This is a genomic window from Arthrobacter terricola (assembly GCF_004354015.1).
GTDB lineage: Bacteria > Actinomycetota > Actinomycetes > Actinomycetales > Micrococcaceae > Arthrobacter > Arthrobacter terricola.
In genome coordinates, this window is sequence record NZ_SMRU01000018.1 from 59,920 (window position 1) to 75,574 (window position 15,655).

At 66.0% G+C, this 15,655-nt stretch carries 14 protein-coding genes; 6 read left to right on the plus strand and 8 right to left on the minus strand.

The window, feature by feature from the left end; genetic code table 11:
• Positions 1–35 precede the first annotated feature (35 nt).
• The 8 genes from E1809_RS15570 to E1809_RS15605 form a co-directional block, all read right to left on the minus strand.
• Positions 36–1,091 carry an ABC transporter ATP-binding protein gene (locus E1809_RS15570; RefSeq protein ID WP_133205152.1) on the minus strand — a complete coding sequence of 352 codons (1,056 nt, stop codon included), beginning with the start codon at positions 1,089–1,091 and terminating at the stop codon, positions 36–38.
• Positions 1,088–3,148 (minus strand): dipeptide/oligopeptide/nickel ABC transporter permease/ATP-binding protein, encoded by a 2,061-nt coding sequence (locus E1809_RS15575; RefSeq protein ID WP_133205153.1) that lies wholly within the window; start codon positions 3,146–3,148, stop codon positions 1,088–1,090. Before E1809_RS15575 ends, E1809_RS15570 begins: the two co-directional genes overlap by 4 nt.
• Before the next feature lie 7 nt (positions 3,149–3,155).
• Positions 3,156–4,133 (minus strand): ABC transporter permease, encoded by a 978-nt coding sequence (locus E1809_RS15580; RefSeq protein ID WP_133205154.1) that lies wholly within the window; start codon positions 4,131–4,133, stop codon positions 3,156–3,158.
• A 161-nt stretch (positions 4,134–4,294) separates the two neighbouring features.
• The gene (locus E1809_RS15585) at positions 4,295–5,491 is read right to left on the minus strand and encodes an iron-containing alcohol dehydrogenase (protein WP_133205155.1); all 1,197 of its coding nucleotides are present in this window, start codon (positions 5,489–5,491) and stop codon (positions 4,295–4,297) included.
• Positions 5,484–6,602 carry a phosphonopyruvate decarboxylase gene (gene aepY / locus E1809_RS15590; RefSeq protein ID WP_205754208.1) on the minus strand — a complete coding sequence of 373 codons (1,119 nt, stop codon included), beginning with the start codon at positions 6,600–6,602 and terminating at the stop codon, positions 5,484–5,486. The genes E1809_RS15585 and aepY overlap by 8 nt, the downstream gene beginning before the upstream one ends.
• Positions 6,599–7,456 (minus strand): isocitrate lyase/phosphoenolpyruvate mutase family protein, encoded by an 858-nt coding sequence (locus E1809_RS15595; protein WP_133205157.1) that lies wholly within the window; start codon positions 7,454–7,456, stop codon positions 6,599–6,601. The genes aepY and E1809_RS15595 overlap by 4 nt, the downstream gene beginning before the upstream one ends.
• 95 nt (positions 7,457–7,551) lie before the next feature.
• Positions 7,552–7,773: a hypothetical protein gene (locus E1809_RS15600; RefSeq protein ID WP_133205158.1), complete on the minus strand. Its 222-nt coding sequence runs from the start codon at positions 7,771–7,773 to the stop codon at positions 7,552–7,554.
• Between the two features lie 3 nt (positions 7,774–7,776).
• On the minus strand, positions 7,777–8,589 hold the full coding sequence (locus E1809_RS15605; RefSeq protein ID WP_133205159.1) for a COG4280 domain-containing protein: 813 nt from the start codon (positions 8,587–8,589) through the stop codon (positions 7,777–7,779).
• Positions 8,590–8,839: 250 nt separating this feature from the next.
• Here E1809_RS15605 and E1809_RS15610 point away from each other — a divergent pair, with 250 nt between their 5' ends.
• The 6 genes from E1809_RS15610 (at position 8,840) to E1809_RS15635 (ending at position 15,631) form a co-directional block, all read left to right on the plus strand.
• Entirely contained in the window at positions 8,840–9,475 is a 636-nt protein-coding gene (locus E1809_RS15610) for a Chromate resistance protein ChrB (protein ID WP_205754209.1), read from the plus strand.
• Positions 9,476–9,766: 291 nt separating this feature from the next.
• Complete coding sequence (locus E1809_RS15615) at positions 9,767–10,753, plus strand: ABC transporter substrate-binding protein (protein WP_133205160.1); 987 nt, start codon at positions 9,767–9,769, stop codon at positions 10,751–10,753.
• A gap of 111 nt (positions 10,754–10,864) precedes the next feature.
• A complete protein-coding gene (locus E1809_RS15620) occupies positions 10,865–11,737 on the plus strand; it encodes a TauD/TfdA family dioxygenase (RefSeq protein ID WP_133205161.1) in 873 nt (290 codons plus the stop codon).
• 85 nt (positions 11,738–11,822) lie between these two features.
• Entirely contained in the window at positions 11,823–13,148 is a 1,326-nt protein-coding gene (locus E1809_RS15625) for an MFS transporter (RefSeq protein ID WP_133205162.1), read from the plus strand.
• A 53-nt stretch (positions 13,149–13,201) separates the two neighbouring features.
• Entirely contained in the window at positions 13,202–14,509 is a 1,308-nt protein-coding gene (locus tag E1809_RS15630; RefSeq protein ID WP_133205163.1) for a hypothetical protein, read from the plus strand.
• Between the two features lie 114 nt (positions 14,510–14,623).
• Entirely contained in the window at positions 14,624–15,631 is a 1,008-nt protein-coding gene (locus tag E1809_RS15635) for a PstS family phosphate ABC transporter substrate-binding protein (RefSeq protein ID WP_133205164.1), read from the plus strand.
• Positions 15,632–15,655: the final 24 nt, after the last annotated feature.

Genomic DNA, 15,655 nt, shown 5'->3' on the forward strand with positions numbered 1-15,655 from the left:
CGGGACTCATTCCAGACAGTGCCGGTGCAGGATCTTTAGTGCCGGGGGCCGCCAGCCGTTTCCGGGCTGTTGAGCCAGCACCGCACCTCGTGGCCCTCTTCGTCCACCGCCGAGACGGCAGGCATCTGCGTGAAGCAGACATCCATCGCGAAGGGACAGCGCCGGGCGAACGGGCAGCCGGTCGGGGCTGCCGCCGATGCGGCGCCGCCACCGCGGCCGATACCGGGCACTTCGGCCGCGTCGCGGCCGCGACGCGCGGGGTCGGGGGCCGACTCGATCAGCAGCTGGGTGTACGGGTGTGTCGGGTGCTGGGTCACGCTTTCGCTTGGCCCGCGCTCCACGACGTGTCCGCGGTACATCACCAGGATCTCGTCCGCGAAGTACCGGGCGGAGGCAATGTCATGGGTGATGTACAAGATGGCCAGGTCCTGCTGCTGCTTGAGGTTCGCGAGCAGGTTCAGGATGCCAAGCCTGATGGACACGTCCAGCATGGAGACCGGTTCGTCCAGCAGCAGGACCGAGGGCGAGGCCGCCAGAGTCCGGGCGATCGCGATGCGCTGCAGCTGGCCACCGGAGAGCTCGTGCGGGTACTTGTCCAGGAATTGGGAAGCCGGGTGCAGCTGGACGGTGGAGAGAAGTGTATCCAGTTGCTCTTCGATGCCCCGGCGCCCGGCGTGGTTGCCGTGCAACCGCAGCACCCGGGTGAGCTGGTAGCGGATGGTGTGGACGGGATTCAAGGACGCGAACGGGTCCTGCAGGAGAAGCTGGACTTCCCCGACGTAGCGGCGCCGTTGGCGCCCGGTGCGGGGGTGCACGGGTTCCCCGTGCAACCGCACTTCTCCGGCGGATGCCGGGAGCAGCTGGGCGAGCAGGCGGGCGACGGTGGACTTCCCCGAACCGCTTTCGCCCACGAGCGCCACGGTGGACCCGGCACAGAGGGCGAGGTTGACGGCGTCGACCGCCACGACCTTCCGGTGCCCGCCAGCGGACCTGCCGCCGCCTAGATGGAAAGTCTTGCCGAGGTCGCTCGCCTCGAGCACGGGCTTCTTGACGGTTTCGGACAGGGGAAGCACCTCGATTCCGGCGTTCATCTGGGCAACTCCTCTTGGATGAGAGCGTCCACGGGACGCAGCTGTAGGGTTTCATCCACGTGGTGGCAGGCGACACGTCGTGGGTCGCCGGTGGCATTGTGCGTGGTGTCCTGGCCAGGCTGATCCACCAAGGCCAACAGCGGCGGGTCTTGTTGGGCGCAGATGTCCGTGGCGAGGGGGCAGCGGGTGTGGAAGGCGCACCCTGTCGGGATGCTGCGGAGGTTCGGTGCGGCACCGTCGATCGCGGCGAGTTTCCTCCGTGGGCCGCGCAGGACAGGGAAGGACAGCAGCAGACGACGGGTGTAGGGGTGTCGTGGCTGGTGCTGGATCTGGGCTGCGTCGCCGAGCTCGACGAGTTCGCCCGCGTACATCACGGCGATCCGGTCGGCGATCTCCAGCAGGAGGGACAGGTCATGGGTGATGAAGATGAACGAGCTGTCCAACCGGGTGCGCAGGTCCATGATGCACCGGATGATGTCGCGTTGGACCACGACGTCCAGGGAGGTGGTGGGTTCGTCCATGATGACCACGGCAGGGTCCAAGGCGAGGGCCATGGCGATCATGACGCGCTGGCGCTGCCCGCCCGAGAGTTGGTGCGGGTAGGAACCGAGCCGGGACCGGTCGATCCCGACGAGCTCCAGGAGTTCCCCGACACGGTCCTCCCGGTCGGCGGCGGCCATCGTGGGCCGGTGGGCCCGGATGGTGTCCTCGAGCTGGGTGCGGACGGTAAGAACCGGGTTCAGCGAGTTCATGGCGGCCTGGAACACGACCGCGGTCTCCTCCCACCGGTAACGGCGAAGTTGGGCCTGGCTCGCGGAGAGGACGTCCAGCGGGGGAACGGGTGTGCCGTCCTTGGCGCGGCCGAAGTACTTCACGGAGCCGCCGACGACTTCACCCGGCGCCCGCAGCAGGCGCGTGACGGCGAAGGCCAGGGTTGATTTGCCTGATCCGGACTCGCCCGCGATGCCCAGGACCTCTCCCCGGCGCAGGGTCAGGTCCACGCCCCGCACGGCTGGAAGGCCTCCGTGGGCGGTCTGGTAGTCGACGCGAAGCCCGGTGATTTCCAGGACGGAATTCCCGTCGTCGGGCGTGGTCGCGGCGTGCTCCGCGTCGTGGTCCAGCTGGATGAGGCGGCGGGAGAAGCCGGTGCGTTCGCGGGCCGTCTTGACGCGGCCGACGCCGCGCAGCCGGGGGTTGACCACTTCGTCGATTCCCAGGTTGATCAAGGCAAGCCCCATGCCGACCAGCGCAAGGCAGATCCCGGGGGGAACGTACCACCACCATGCGCCGGTCAGGAAAGCGTTGCTCGATTCGGACCAGCGCAGCACGGATCCCCAGCTCCAGCTGGCGACGTCGCCGAGGCCAAGGAACGCCAGGCCGGTCTGGACGACAATGCCGGACAGGACGCTGAAGAGGAATCCGGTGGCAATGATGGCTGTCTCGTTGGGCAGGATCTCGAACCAGACGATGCGCCAGGCCGGCTCACCTGCGGCGCGGGCCGCCTCGACATAGTCGCGCTTGCGGATCGACATGGTCTGCGCGCGCAGCTTGCGTGCCCCGTGGGACCAGGCCGTCAGCGCGATGACGGCCGCCGTGACCACCCAGCTGACGTTTCCGAGATAGGCGATGATCAGGATCTGCAGGGGGAGCACGGGGATGACCAGGAAGATGTTCGTGCCCAGCGACAGGACCTCGTCTGCGGAGCCTCCAAGGTATCCGGAGGTGATCCCGACCAGGATCGCGACCGTCTCGCTGATGAGCGCGGCGAGGAAGCCCACTTCGATGCTGAGCCTGGTGCCGGCAAGGACCTGGGAGAGGACGTCCTCACCTAGTGCGGTGGTGCCGAGCAGGTGCTGGGCAGAAGGGGGCATGAGGACGTCCGGGCCCGTGGCGGAGGGGTCGTACGGCGCGATCCAGGGTCCGATGATCGCGATTACGGCGAACACGGCGAGGATCGATGCGCCGATGAGGACCTTCCGGGAGCGGAGCCAGTGGCGCTTTTTACGGCGTGGACGGGTGCTGGTAACGACTTTTGTGATTTCGGCGGTGGATGTCATGGATGCCTCACGCGTTCCGGGTACGGGGGTCGAGGACGAAGAACGCCACATCCGCGAACAGGTTCGCGGCCAGGACGGCGAACGTCGTCACAAGAAGGATGGCCTGCAGCAGCGGGAAGTCCTGGTTGCTCACGGCCTGGAACATTACGTAGCCGATGCCGGGGAAGGAGAAGACTTTCTCCACGAGCAGCGAGCCGCTGACGACCAGGCCAAGCTCCATGGCAAAACCGGCGACGGCCGGGAGGATGGCGTTGCGGGCCGCGTAGTTGAGCATGACCCTTCGCGAGGACAGGCCCTTGGCCTGCGCCACGACGACATAGTCCTCGGACAAGGTTGTCACCATCATGTTGCGCTGCATCAGCATGTGGCCGGCGAGCGAGCCGATGACGATCGTCAACGCCGGAAGGATCGAGTGGTACAGAAGGGTGCCGATGAACTCAAGGCTCAGGCTGGGCGGGATCGACGGGTCGTATCCGCCGCTCACCGGGAACCAACCGAACCCGACGGCGAAGACTGCCACCAGCAGCAGGCCCACCCAGAAGTGCGGGATTCCGCGCAGGAATGCCCCGACCGGGAGCACTGAGTCCATCCACGTTCCCCGGCGCCAGCCGGCGATGCAGCCCAGAAGTGTTCCCAGCAGGGATGCCACGAGGGTCGCCACCCCGAGCAGGCCGATCGTCCACGGCAGGCTGTCGGCGACTACCGAGGAGACAGGTGTCGGGAAATAAGTGAACGAGAGTCCGAAGTCGCCGTGGAAGAGGTGTTCGATGTACTCCACGTATTGCTGGAACAGGTTCTTGCTGCGGTCCAGGCCGAAAGCCACGGCGAGGGCTTCGCTGGACTCCGGTGACAACTGGCCGTTGAAGCGTTCCATGACGGTCTGGACCGGGTCGCCCGGCATGAGCCTGGGCAGGAGGAAATTGATGGTGATGGCAGCCCACGCCGTGACGAGATAGAACGCTAGGCGTCGTGCGAGGAAGCGCATATGCTGCCCTCTTTCGTTCGCGGTCGCGACCGTTGAGGTTGGCCTCGACTCTGATGACCTTTGACGTTTCCTAAGAGCTGCGCGACTCCCCGTTCACAAGAATTGCTATCAGCTGTTAGTTTGCAAGCCTAACCTAACCTAAATTGTTCGTGAAGGCCGGGTCAAGCGTTTTGTGGCATTTTTCGTGCAACATTGGCGGCGGATGTTCCGCCGAGGCGGCCGTCCGCCCGGATGTGGCGGATGGCTTCTGGCCGATCGATGGGAACCGGGTGGGTCGCCATCCGTGAACGGACGGCAAGGCCGGCGTCGACGTACTCCTCAAGGGCATTGCCGTTGAGGGAGGGCAGGTGGACAAGGCGGGCGCCTTGGGCGCCGTCGAGGTGCTGCCTGAGGGTGGCCACCGCTGCGCGGGTCGCCTCGTCCACGGTCCCGGACCGGCGGGAGCTGGCCTGGGCTTCGATCCAGGACATGCTTGCCGCGCAGGCGAATCCGTGGGGGACGCCGTAGGCGGCCGTGAGGTGGTAGGCGAAGGCGTGGGCGCCGGTGGTGCGTGTCTGAGAGATGGCGATCCCGGCAACGGCTGCTGCCAGCAGGAGCAGGTGGCGGCGGGTCTCGGAGTGCGCCGAATCGTCGGCCCACCGGTTCCCCGGGGACGGGGGAGCGGTGCGGGCCAGGTGGGTGGCGAGGTGGTCCCGGGCGGCGTTGGCGTACAAGCGGGAGGACTGTGTGCGGGACAGGCTCCAACCGGACTCGATCGCATGGCACACGGCGTCCAGGACCGCGGCGAGGCTGTGCCGGTCGGGGCACGTGCGGGTCAGCTCGCCGTCGAGCACCGCGAGGTCGGGGCGGCATTGCGGAAGGTCGAGGGAGACCTTGGCCTGCCCGCGGTACAGGGTGGCGAAGGGGGTCATCTCTGCGCCGGTTCCGGCGGTGGTCGGTACGGCAACGAGGAGCGGGGGGTCCGGCCGCAACGATGAGGCGTCCCCCCGCAGTCCGGAGTCCAGCAGGCGGCAATCAGGTTTGAACAGGCGCGCTGCCTTGGCCTGGTCGATGGCAGAGCCGCCGCCGACGGCCAGAACCGTCGTCGGCCGGGCTTCCTCGATGGCGCTCGAGAGATCCAGTGCGTCCTGGACGGACGGATTGGGTCGTGTCAGTCCGTAATGGTGCGCGCCGTGGCGTACCAGGGAGGCCAGGGCAGGGATTCCTTCGACGGTCCGCCGGCTCCCGACGACGAGCACCCGGCGGGGGGATCGGCCGACGATCTTGCTCAGGGCAGACGCAGCGCCCGTGCCTTCGATCAGTTGCGGTGCGCGTCCGAGCTTCGAGGCGTTGAAGAGAAGGTTCTGGAGCTCATGCATGGCTGGCGGCCGCTGCTGCTGGAAGTGTCGCGTCCTGCAGCCGGGCCGCGATGTGCGGCAGGGACAGGGATGCGCCGGCACGCTGGGGGGTTTGTCTGACCGTTCTTCCTGCCCGGACGAGGATGAAGTGCGGGCCGGGGGCGGCCGCAGCGGACGCGAGCTGCTGCTGCAGGGCCTGCACGCTGTCCACCGTGGAGGCGGCTCGGTATCCGCAGGCTTTCGCGACGGCGGCAAGGTCGGTGGTTCCGGAGGTGCTTTGTTGCGATCCGGTCGACTCGTACCCGCCGTTGTCGATGACCACGTGAACGAGGTTGGCGGGTTGCGCGGCGCCGATGGTCGACAAGGCGCCCAGATGCATGAGTGCGGCGCCGTCGCCGTCCAGGACGATGACGGTTTTCTCCGGCGCGGCGTCGGCGTAGCCCAGTGCCAGGGAGGAGACGTGCCCCATGGATCCTTGCATGTAGAAGTTTTCCGGCCGGTCCAGTGCGTCATGAAGGTAGCGGGAGGTGTAGCCGGTGGTTGCGAAAACCGCGGTGCCGGGCGGGCACGCGTCCGCGACGGCGGAGGTCACCTCGGCGGTGTCGGGCCCGCCCGTCCGGAGGGCCGGCATAGTACCGGGGTGTTGGCTGATGGAGCGGTGGGGGACCAGAAGGAACGCGCTCCGGCCGCTGGAGATCATCTGCTCCGCCCGGTCCAGGGCCGGGTCGAGGGATTCGGCGGTAAGGACCGTGTGCCAGATGCCCAGGGCCGAGAGGATCGTCTCCGTCGTCTGGCCCATGAGGGCGTGCTGGGGCTCGTCTGCGCCGGGGTCGGGCCAGCCGCGCATGCTGACGAGGGCAAGCACGGGAACGGCATAGGGCTGACACAGTGATGTCAGGGGATTGATGAGGTTGCCGAGCCCGCTGTTCTGGAGGAAGACCGCTTCGCGGCGGCCGGCGAGCCGGGCGCCGACCGCGCCGGAGAGGGCGAGGCCTTCGTTGGCGGCTGCCCGGTAGTGTCCGGAGGCGCTCAGGTGCGCGATCGGGCCGGCGAAGGTGCTGCAGGGTACGCCGGATCCCTGGTTCCAGCCGCGGGCTGCGAGGCCTGCGATGAGATCACAGCAGTCGATCATGCTTCCAGCTCCAGCCATTGGTCCATGCGCTGCAGGTCGAAGATCTCCTTGACGCTGGCGATCTGTCCTTCAAGGGCGCTTGAGCAGCCGTCGTTGAGCATGATGGCGAACGCGGACATGACCGCGCTGACGGTGGCTCGGAGCCCCTGGTTGGCGTGGATGACAATCGAGGCTCCCGCGTGGCCGGCGTCGCTGGCGCTCCATTCGTAGTACGTCGTGGGGACGATCACGACCGGAAGCCGTCCGCCCCAGCGACCCATGAATTCTTCGACCTCGGCGTGGGTCTTTGCCTTGGAGTGGATGAGGATGGCGTCGGCTCCGGCGTCGGCGTAGGCGTGTGCCCGGTCCATCGCCTCGTCCATGCCGGCCCCGGCAATGAGTGCCTCGGTCCGGGCGATGACCATGAAGTCCGGGTCTTTCTGCGAGCCCTTGGCGACGCGGATCTTATGCGCGAACTCGCCGATCGGGGCGAGCATCTGGCGGTGGCCGGCGAAGCTGTTGACCTTGGGAAAGATCTTGTCCTCGATGCAGATCGCCGCGACGCCGGCTGCTTCGTACTGCTGGACGGTGTACGCGGCGTTGAGTTCATTGCCGAATCCGGTATCGCAGTCGGCGATGACCGGCAGCCCGCAGGCCTGGTTCATGATTCTGGCAGCGGCCAGATAGTCGCTGATGCCAAGGAGTCCGACGTCCGGCAGAGCGTGGGCCGCGGAGACCTCAAGCCCTGAGGCCCAGACCGCGCGGTATCCGGCCCGCTCGGCAAGGACGGCGCCGAGCCCGTCGTGGGCTCCTGCAGTCAAGACGGGGGCCCTGCCTTCTCGGATGAGGCTGCGCAGGTGTGCGGCTTTGGTCATGACGACTCCTTTTCTACAACGGATATGGAAGCGGCCCGGTGCCAGGGCAAGCGGCTGGCACCGGGCCACGATCTGGGCGGCAGCGCTCGGTGCGGCTAGTCGCTCGGGTGCTGCTTGACGTCGATGGACAAAGCCACGACGAAGGATGCCGCCAAGGCGACGGCCAGGATCGGGGGCAGGAGCAGCGAATCCTCGAAGCCGTTCAGGACGAACCCTGCCCCGACAACGAGCGGGATGAGGACCGAGACGGCGATCTTCCAGTCGTCGCCGATGATGAAGTCGTACCAGAAGTGGAAGAATCCCTTGATGAATTTCATGGCTTAGGCTTCCTCTCGGACGCTGACGGGCTGGATGATTTCGATGACCGGGACCTGGTCCGCGGGCACCTTCAGGATTTTGACGAGGATCGCCGAGAGCAGTACCCAACCGGCGAGGATCGGCAGCAGGACCAGGTCCGACATCACCCATTCCAGGCTCGTGTGCGAGGGGGTCAGGGCTCCCAGGCCCTCCACGGCCCAGAACGTGCCGAAGGTAGTCAGCAGCAGTCCGACGCCGAACTTGAGCGTGTTCTCCGGGACCTTGGTCAGCGGGGCATGGATGACGATGGCGGCGAGCAGGACGACGACGACAGCGGCGACGGCCCCCATGATGGCCACCGGCATGTTGTTGGCGTTCAGGCCGAACGTGATGACGATGAAGACGACTTCCACACCTTCAAGGAAGGTGCCCTTGAAGCTGACGACGAAGGAGAACCAGTCGAGGCCGAAGCGGACCTTGTCTCCGGCCGCGGCCGCAGCGTTGACCTTGTTCTGGTAGATCCGCGCTTCATCATGCATGGCCTTTCGGCCGGCCGAGCGCAGGATGGCCTTCTTGAGCCACTGCAATCCGAAGATCAGCAGCAGGACCCCGATGACCAGCTGAAGACTCGATCGCGGCAGCCAGTTCGCCAGCGCATACCCGGTCACCGCGGTAAAGCCGGTGAGGGCGACAAGTGCCGTTCCGACACCGTACAGCGTGGACTTCCAGCTCCTGGTCATGCCCATGGCGAGCACGATCGTCAGGGCCTCGACCATTTCCACGATCGCGGCCACGAACACGGAGATGGCCAAGCCCCAGTCGGTACTTGAACCCATGACAACCACCTTTCTGGTTTCGCAAATTTTGCGTTCGTTGACCATGCTAACGACTGTTAGATCTATTAAGCAACAGTCAATCTTGAATTGGAATAAGTAAGTTAGCTTCCAATCAGAACGGCTGATCGTTTGGAGGGGAAGTCATGGAGTATTTGAGACTTGGCGGTCGTCAAGAATCTGGAGGGCTATCCGTCACGGTACTTTCGAGCGTCCGCGGGGTACGATTGTCTTGCTCGAGTGAGGAGACCAGATGAGCGTCAATACGAACAAAGAGGCCCCATCCGACGGTGAGGTTGTCATGCCCGACCTGGCGGCCGTCGCCCCCGAGCGGCAGGCGGCGAAGGCCCAGGGCTCGCCCACCTGGCTGCTCCTGGTCTACCGGGTGCCGAGCGAGCCGACCCGCCTGCGCGCCGCCGTCTGGCGCAAACTGCGCAACCTGGGGGCCATCTATATGCAGAACTCGGCAGCCGCGGTACCACGCACCGCGGCAAGCGAACGGGCCATGCGGGCACTGCGGAACGAAATCGTTGAGTCGATGTCCGGGAAGGCCTTCCTCATCAACTCCACCTCGATCATCGGCGAAACGGACCTGGTCGAGATGTTCAACGAGGCCCGCAACGAGGAATACGAAGAGATCCTCGACAAATGCAGGGACTTCCATGCCGGGGTCGAGAAGGAGGTCCGGGAGGAGCATTTCACCTACGGCGAGCTCGAAGAAAACGAGGAAGACCTCGTCAAGCTCAAGGGCTGGTACCAGAAGGTCAAGGCCCGCGACATGCTCGGCGCCTCCCTGGCGGACAAGGTTTCCGATGCACTGGCGGACTGCGCCTCCACGCTGGAAGAGTTCGCAGCCCGCGTCTACGAAGCCGACAGCGCGGCACTCTGACACAAAGGCCTGCCTTCACGAGCCCTGCATGAGCGGCTCCCGGGATCTGAACTGATCCCCGGGGGCCGCTCATTTTCGTTCTTGCCCGATGCCGGCGGGTCGGCCCGGGGGTATCTGGCTGTCCGAGTGACATCCGCAGGACTGACGATGCCGCTTGGAGATTTTTGAAAAGTAACAGCTGATACATCTATTCATGAATATTTGTTAGTGATACGTTGTAGTGCATCAGCGAACGCGAGCGGACCGGTCCGTATCCTGCGAGACCGGAAGCCGCTCCAGAAGGAGGGTTCAATGGCTGAATCCCAGGAACCGCAGCTTTCCCTGCGGCTCGGCTCGAAGGCATCTTGGCTCGCCTACGTCGCCGAGCAGCTCGGGTACTTCAAGGACGAGAATCTCGCCGTCACCCTGCTGAACAAGCAGGAGATCAAGGACCTCGAGGCTGGCGGTGACCGTCTCGAGGCCCAGGTGAACTGGTTCCAGCACGCCGTCTTCGGCGTGGTCAACGGCAAACCCCAGCTCGCCGTCATGGTCCTGCATGACTCGCCGGGCATCACGGTGATGGTGTCGGACGCGGCCAAGAACGACGTCCGCTCCGCCGCCGACTTTGCCGGCCGTCGCATCGCCGAGGGCGCCAGCCACTCCGCCAAGGGCATCGTGACAAGCTACCTCGCCACCCGCGCCGGACTCCCGAGCGGAAGCTACACCCCGGTGATGGCCGCGGTCGACGGACGCCGCGAGGCGGTCACCCAGGGACTCCAGGAAGGCACCGTCGACGTCCTGACGTTCATGGAGCCCATGACGAGCTACATGAAGGACACGGGACTCGTCTCCACCCTGTACGACCTGGGCACCCGCGACAGCACAGTCGCTGAGCTCGGCGCGGTCTGGCCCGCCGAATCGGTGCTCGTCACCCCGGAGTTCGCCAAGGACCACCCGGAAGCGGTCCAAGGCCTGGTCAACGCCATGGCCCGCACCCTTGAGTACGTCCGTTCGAGCACGCCCGAGCAGATCGCCGAACTCCTGTCCTCCACCTACCTCGCCGGTAAGGAAACGGCCGAGGCCGTCCAAGCCATCGCCAAAAGGTGGCCCACCCTGTCCCAGGGCGAGTACACGATCTCGCCGGAATCCGCGCAGCTGATCATTGACGCGATCAAGGCCTGCCCGTTCGATGACACCGTCAGCGGACAGACCCGGGCCAAGGTCAAGACGGTCGACATCGATCCCTCCACCCTCTACACGAACTCCTTCGTCCAGGAGCAGAGCGCCGTCGCCTCCTGACACCGTTTCACCCTCCACTCCGGCGAAGGCCCCAGCCGCGGACCTTCGCCGGAGCTGTCTCCGCAGTGCGGCACCGCCGCCAAGAACTCCCGGCCTGTAAGGAGCCCGCCCATGGAACACCTGACATTTCCCTCATCCATCCTCGATACCACCCCGGACGGAGAGGACCCTTCCGTCCGTGCCTTCCGCGAAGAAGTCTTCACCAGCCCGGGCTGGAAAGAGCACGGTCTGGCCATCATCGAGGGCATCCCGGTGGAGGAACCCGAACTGGCGGCCCGGTACGCCGCCGCGGTCTCCTCCGCCCTGGGACGCCTGCTTCCCCAGGATGGCGCCGGCCAGCTCGTGCGCGAAGTGAAATACCGCGGCGTGAAGCTCGGCGAGGGCGCCACCGGCCGGTACTCGGACAGCCGCGAAGGAGGACAATTCCACACCGACGGCCCCCACCGCCCTGACACCGCCCCGGACTGTTTCGCGCTCCTGTGCATCCGCCAAGCCCAAGTCGGAGGCGGCCTCATCCTTGTCCCCACCGGGACAATCATCCAAGGACTCGACCCCGCCTCCCTGGCGGTGCTGCAGGAACCGTTCCTCTTCGACCAGCGCGAAGCCGATGTGCCACCGGTGCCGCGCCCTGTCCTGGAGCACCAGCCCGACGGCCGCTGGCACGTGAACTACCTGCGCGAATACATCGAACTCGGACACAAGCACCCGGCCGGAACGCCACTCACGGACGGACAGATCCGCGCGCTTGACCGCTTCGACCAGGAAGTGGCCGCCGCTGTGGCTGCCCCCGACCGCCTCGAAGTCAAGCTGGCTCCCGGTCAGCTGGCCGTCATCGACAACTGCCGGCTCCTGCACGGCCGAACCACTTTCGGCGACGACCCCCAGGACCGCGACCGGCTCATGCTGCGCACCTGGATTCGCGAACTGACACCGGTCGGCGCCGCCGTCGCCGCGCCTCCCGGCGCCGTTGTCAGCGACCGGTGAGTCACCCGGGAAGCGACCACCGCGAACAGCGTGAGCTGCCGGGGACGGGCGGCCTGCCCGAACGCATCCCCGGCGTTCTCCCCTCATGACCTTCACCGGGGAGCTGGTACGCCGCAGGCTTCTGGCCGCCGGCAGCTCACTGCGCGTGCGCAACTACCGGCTCTACACGGTCGGGCAGTCGGTGTCCGTTGCCGGCAATTTCATGCAGACACTGGCGATCGCTTTTCTCACCCTTCATCTGACCGGCAGTGGCTCCGCCCTCGGACTGGCTGTGGGCATACGCCTCCTGCCGTATCTTGTTGCCGGCCCGATCAGCGGGGTGATAGCCGACAGGCACGACAAACGGCGCATGCTGTTGTTTACCCAGACCGCATGCGCCATCTGCTCAGCGGTGTTCGGCGTGCTCGCCCTGACCGGTTTGATGACGTATCCGCTCCTGCTCGGGCTCAGCTTCCTCCTCGGCTGCCTCACGGTGTTCGACAACCCGGCCCGCCAGAGCATCATCTCTGAACTGGTCGACGATTCGGACCTGTCCAACGCCATCATCCTGAGTTCGGTGTTGATCAATCTCGCCCGTGTGCTCGGTTCGGCGGCCGGGGGTGCGTTGGTCGCGATCATCGGCATTCCTGCCTGCTTCTTTTGCAACGCCGCATCCTTCGGCTCCGTGATCGTGAGCCTCGTGATGATGCGCCCGTCGGAGATGTTCCGGTCGGAGCGGGCCCCCCGTGCTCCCGGTCAGGTCCGTGAGGGGGTGCGGTATGCCTTGACGACCCGGGATCTCGCGATCACTCTGCTGATGATCATCGTGACCGGGACCCTTGCCTGGGAGTTCCCGACGACGCTGCCGTTGTTGGCCACGGATGCGTTCGCGGGCAACGCGGCCACCTACAGTGCTTTGGTCGCGGCGATGTCAATCGGCTCGATTGTCGGCGGACTGGTCGCGGCCGGGCGGCGCGCGGCATCCACCCCTTTCACCCTGTCGCTGACGGCTGCCGCCTGGGGTGCCACCATGATTCTCGCCGCGTTGGCCCCCACGATCGTGCCGGCCCTCGTGGCCCTGGCCTTTGTCGGATTTGCCAGCATTGCCTTCAACGCCGGCGCGAAAGCCAACCTGCAACTGACCGCACGGGCCGACATGCGAGGCCGGGTCATGGCGCTGTGGGCCATGTGCTGGGGTGGAAGCACCGTGATCGGCGCTCCCTTGATGGGCTGGATCGCACAGGAGTTCGGGAGCCGGTGGGGTTTGCTGGCGGGTGGGATCCCGACGTTGATCCTCGGGCTCGCGCTCCTGCCGATGCTGCGGCGCCATGGCCGCGACCGTCGGGGGCACCCTCCGGGACCCGACGGTAACCCGAATGATCCACGTGCCGACCCATATCCCGACCCGACCGTGGGGCCTCCTGCCGGATGACCGGCCTGCGGATCATCCCGTCTACCAATTCATGCGTGAAAGAGAGGCGACACATGTCGGCATTTGAAGCCAAGACACCCACCGGCCGGAGTGGGCGGCCGAGATTCGCGGCGGTGGTCAACGAATATTGGTCCGGATCGCACGCCGACCTGGTTCTGGGACGCCTGCACGAGGGCTACGAGCTCCTGTGGACGCCGTCTGAACCGCTCTGCGAGTTGGCGTCGCTGCACGTGCTCGATCCGGGACCGGCCGATCTCGGAGCGCAGCGGATCGGGCAGTGGGGCGTGCGGGCGGCGGGGAGCCTTGGCGATGCGCTCTCGGCGACCGGCGCTGGGATCGATGTCGACGGCGTCGTCCTGATCGCCGAACGCAACCCCCGGTCGGGGCGGCCCGAGGAGTTCGACCGGCGCGGCAGGCCCCAGGACCGGCGTTACGAGATGTTCATGCAGGTGGCGGCCGAATGCGAGCGGTCAGGGCGGCCGGTTCCGGTGTTCATGGACAAGCACCTGGGAAACACCTGGGCCGAGATCAGCGAGGTCTACCAGACGTCCTGCCGGCTGTCGATCCCGCTCATGGCGGGCTCCTCGGTTCCCGTGACCGTGCGTTGCCCTCCCGTGGAGATCCCGGTCGGATCGCGGGTGAACGAAGTCGTCGCCGTCGCCACCGGTTCGGGGGAGCCGCCCATCTTCCACCCGCTGGAACTGATCCAGTCGATGATCGAACGGCGGGCCGGATTCGAGACCGGTGTGGCGTCGGTGCAGTTCGTCTCGGGAGAGCGGTTTTGGGACGCGTTCACCGAGGGCGGTCTGTGGTCGCGGGAGCTCGCCGATGCGGCGATCGAAGCCGTACCCCACTATGCCGGCGGCGCCCGGGAGTACTACACACGGTATCCGTCAAACACACGCCATGACCTGGGCGCCTCGCCCCGCGGATGCGAAGAGGCCGTCGTCGTCAACTACAACGACGGCACCCGGGTGAGCGTGCTGCTGCTGACCGGATTCATGCTGCGCCGGGCCATCGCCGTGAGATCTGCAGAGACCGCCGACCCGCTGGTCACCTGGACACCCACCGGATCCAAGCTCACCGATGTCCCGATGGTCGGCGCGCCCGTGGCGGCGCCGGGACAAAAGAAGCCACCGACCTGGAACTTCGACCATCTGGCGCATTTCGTCGACCGGTTCCTGTTCACGTGCCAGTCACCGTTCCCGATCGAACGGACCGTGCTCACCAGCGGCATTCTCGAAGCTGCGATGACGTCCCGCAGGCTCGGGGGCAGCGTCGTGGAAACCCCGCACCTTGGCATCGACTACCGGCCAGCAATGACGGCTGGCCAGCTGACGCGTCGCGTCGACCGCGCGTGATTCGTTGACGCCTATCCGCACCGGTGATATAAACGCAAAATAACCATTGTTAATTCACTATTCCTTGAGGTGTCATCACTACACATATCCAACCGATAGATATTGGGAGATCGAATGCCAGTTATCACCAAAACACCCCGCGAAATGCCCATGCTTAGCGGCCCCACACCCGAGGTCGACCCGGCGCTGCCCACGTTCGAACCGCACCGTCCTGCACTTAGGGGGACGGTGCGGTTCGTCCATTCCGACCGCACTATCGGGATCGTCCCCCGGTGGGTCGAAGCCCTGAGTCGATATCACCCCGAGCTGAACATCGAGACGCTGATCGTAGCCTCGAGTGTTGCAGCCCAGACGTTCGTTGACGGTGAGGCCGATCTTGCTTTCATCGGGCGGGAGATGCTCTGGGGCGAGCGCGACCTGTTCGCGGCACACTTCGGCGGAGTCCCGCGTCGCTTCGCCGGCTGCGGCGGCAATCTGGACATTCCTGGGACTACCCACGCCGTCGCGGTTTTCGTCCACAAGGACAACCCCCTGGCTCAGATCTCCCTTGACCAGCTCGACGCCATCTACTCGACAACCCGCAACCAGGGCCTCGACCCCATCCGCACGTGGGGGGACCTTGGCCTCGAGGGCGAATGGGCAAAACAGCCGATCAGGCTCTGGGGGCAGACACCGGATGTCGGCTTTGACAGGTTCGTCCAGGAACGCTCGCTCCTTGGCGGCGACTACCGCGAAGACATAGAGCTCCTGCACCAGGTGGACACAATTCCGCAGCGTGTTGCCGAGGACCGCTACTCAATCGGGTACGCCGGGTTCGGCCACGGCCTGGACGTCGCTGGGGCGAAGGCCCTCGCGCTCTCGCCGAGAGTCGGCGGGCCTGCCGTCGAGTGCACGCCCGAGACCGCGCTCTCACAGGAATATCCCTTCAGTCGCCGGTTGTATCTGTTCGTCCCTGGCGCCGGCAGCGAGCCTGTTCCGCCGGCCACCGCAGAGATCTTACGCTTCGCACTCAGCCGAGAGGGGCAGGCGGCCGTCGCGGAGGACGGGCTGTTCCTCCCTCTGCCCGAACGCGTGGTGCGTCATGACCGCTCCCTGCTCGAAGGCCTCATTCAGGAGCAGTAGCGCCAAAACGGTGCGCGGGACGAC

Bases quoted from the DNA above. Each gene is read 5' to 3' on its own strand.
- E1809_RS15570 (WP_133205152.1), bottom strand. From the start codon at position 1,091: ATGAACGCCGGAATCGAGGTGCTTCCCCTGTCCGAAACCGTCAAGAAG.
- E1809_RS15575 (WP_133205153.1), bottom strand. From the start codon at position 3,148: ATGACATCCACCGCCGAAATCACAAAAGTCGTTACCAGCACCCGTCCA.
- E1809_RS15580 (WP_133205154.1), bottom strand. From the start codon at position 4,133: ATGCGCTTCCTCGCACGACGCCTAGCGTTCTATCTCGTCACGGCGTGG.
- E1809_RS15585 (WP_133205155.1), bottom strand. From the start codon at position 5,491: ATGCATGAGCTCCAGAACCTTCTCTTCAACGCCTCGAAGCTCGGACGC.
- aepY (WP_205754208.1), bottom strand. From the start codon at position 6,602: ATGATCGACTGCTGTGATCTCATCGCAGGCCTCGCAGCCCGCGGCTGG.
- E1809_RS15595 (WP_133205157.1), bottom strand. From the start codon at position 7,456: ATGACCAAAGCCGCACACCTGCGCAGCCTCATCCGAGAAGGCAGGGCC.
- E1809_RS15600 (WP_133205158.1), bottom strand. From the start codon at position 7,773: ATGAAATTCATCAAGGGATTCTTCCACTTCTGGTACGACTTCATCATC.
- E1809_RS15605 (WP_133205159.1), bottom strand. From the start codon at position 8,589: ATGGGTTCAAGTACCGACTGGGGCTTGGCCATCTCCGTGTTCGTGGCC.
- E1809_RS15610 (WP_205754209.1), top strand. From the start codon at position 8,840: ATGAGCGTCAATACGAACAAAGAGGCCCCATCCGACGGTGAGGTTGTC.
- E1809_RS15615 (WP_133205160.1), top strand. From the start codon at position 9,767: ATGGCTGAATCCCAGGAACCGCAGCTTTCCCTGCGGCTCGGCTCGAAG.
- E1809_RS15620 (WP_133205161.1), top strand. From the start codon at position 10,865: ATGGAACACCTGACATTTCCCTCATCCATCCTCGATACCACCCCGGAC.
- E1809_RS15625 (WP_133205162.1), top strand. From the start codon at position 11,823: ATGACCTTCACCGGGGAGCTGGTACGCCGCAGGCTTCTGGCCGCCGGC.
- E1809_RS15630 (WP_133205163.1), top strand. From the start codon at position 13,202: ATGTCGGCATTTGAAGCCAAGACACCCACCGGCCGGAGTGGGCGGCCG.
- E1809_RS15635 (WP_133205164.1), top strand. From the start codon at position 14,624: ATGCCAGTTATCACCAAAACACCCCGCGAAATGCCCATGCTTAGCGGC.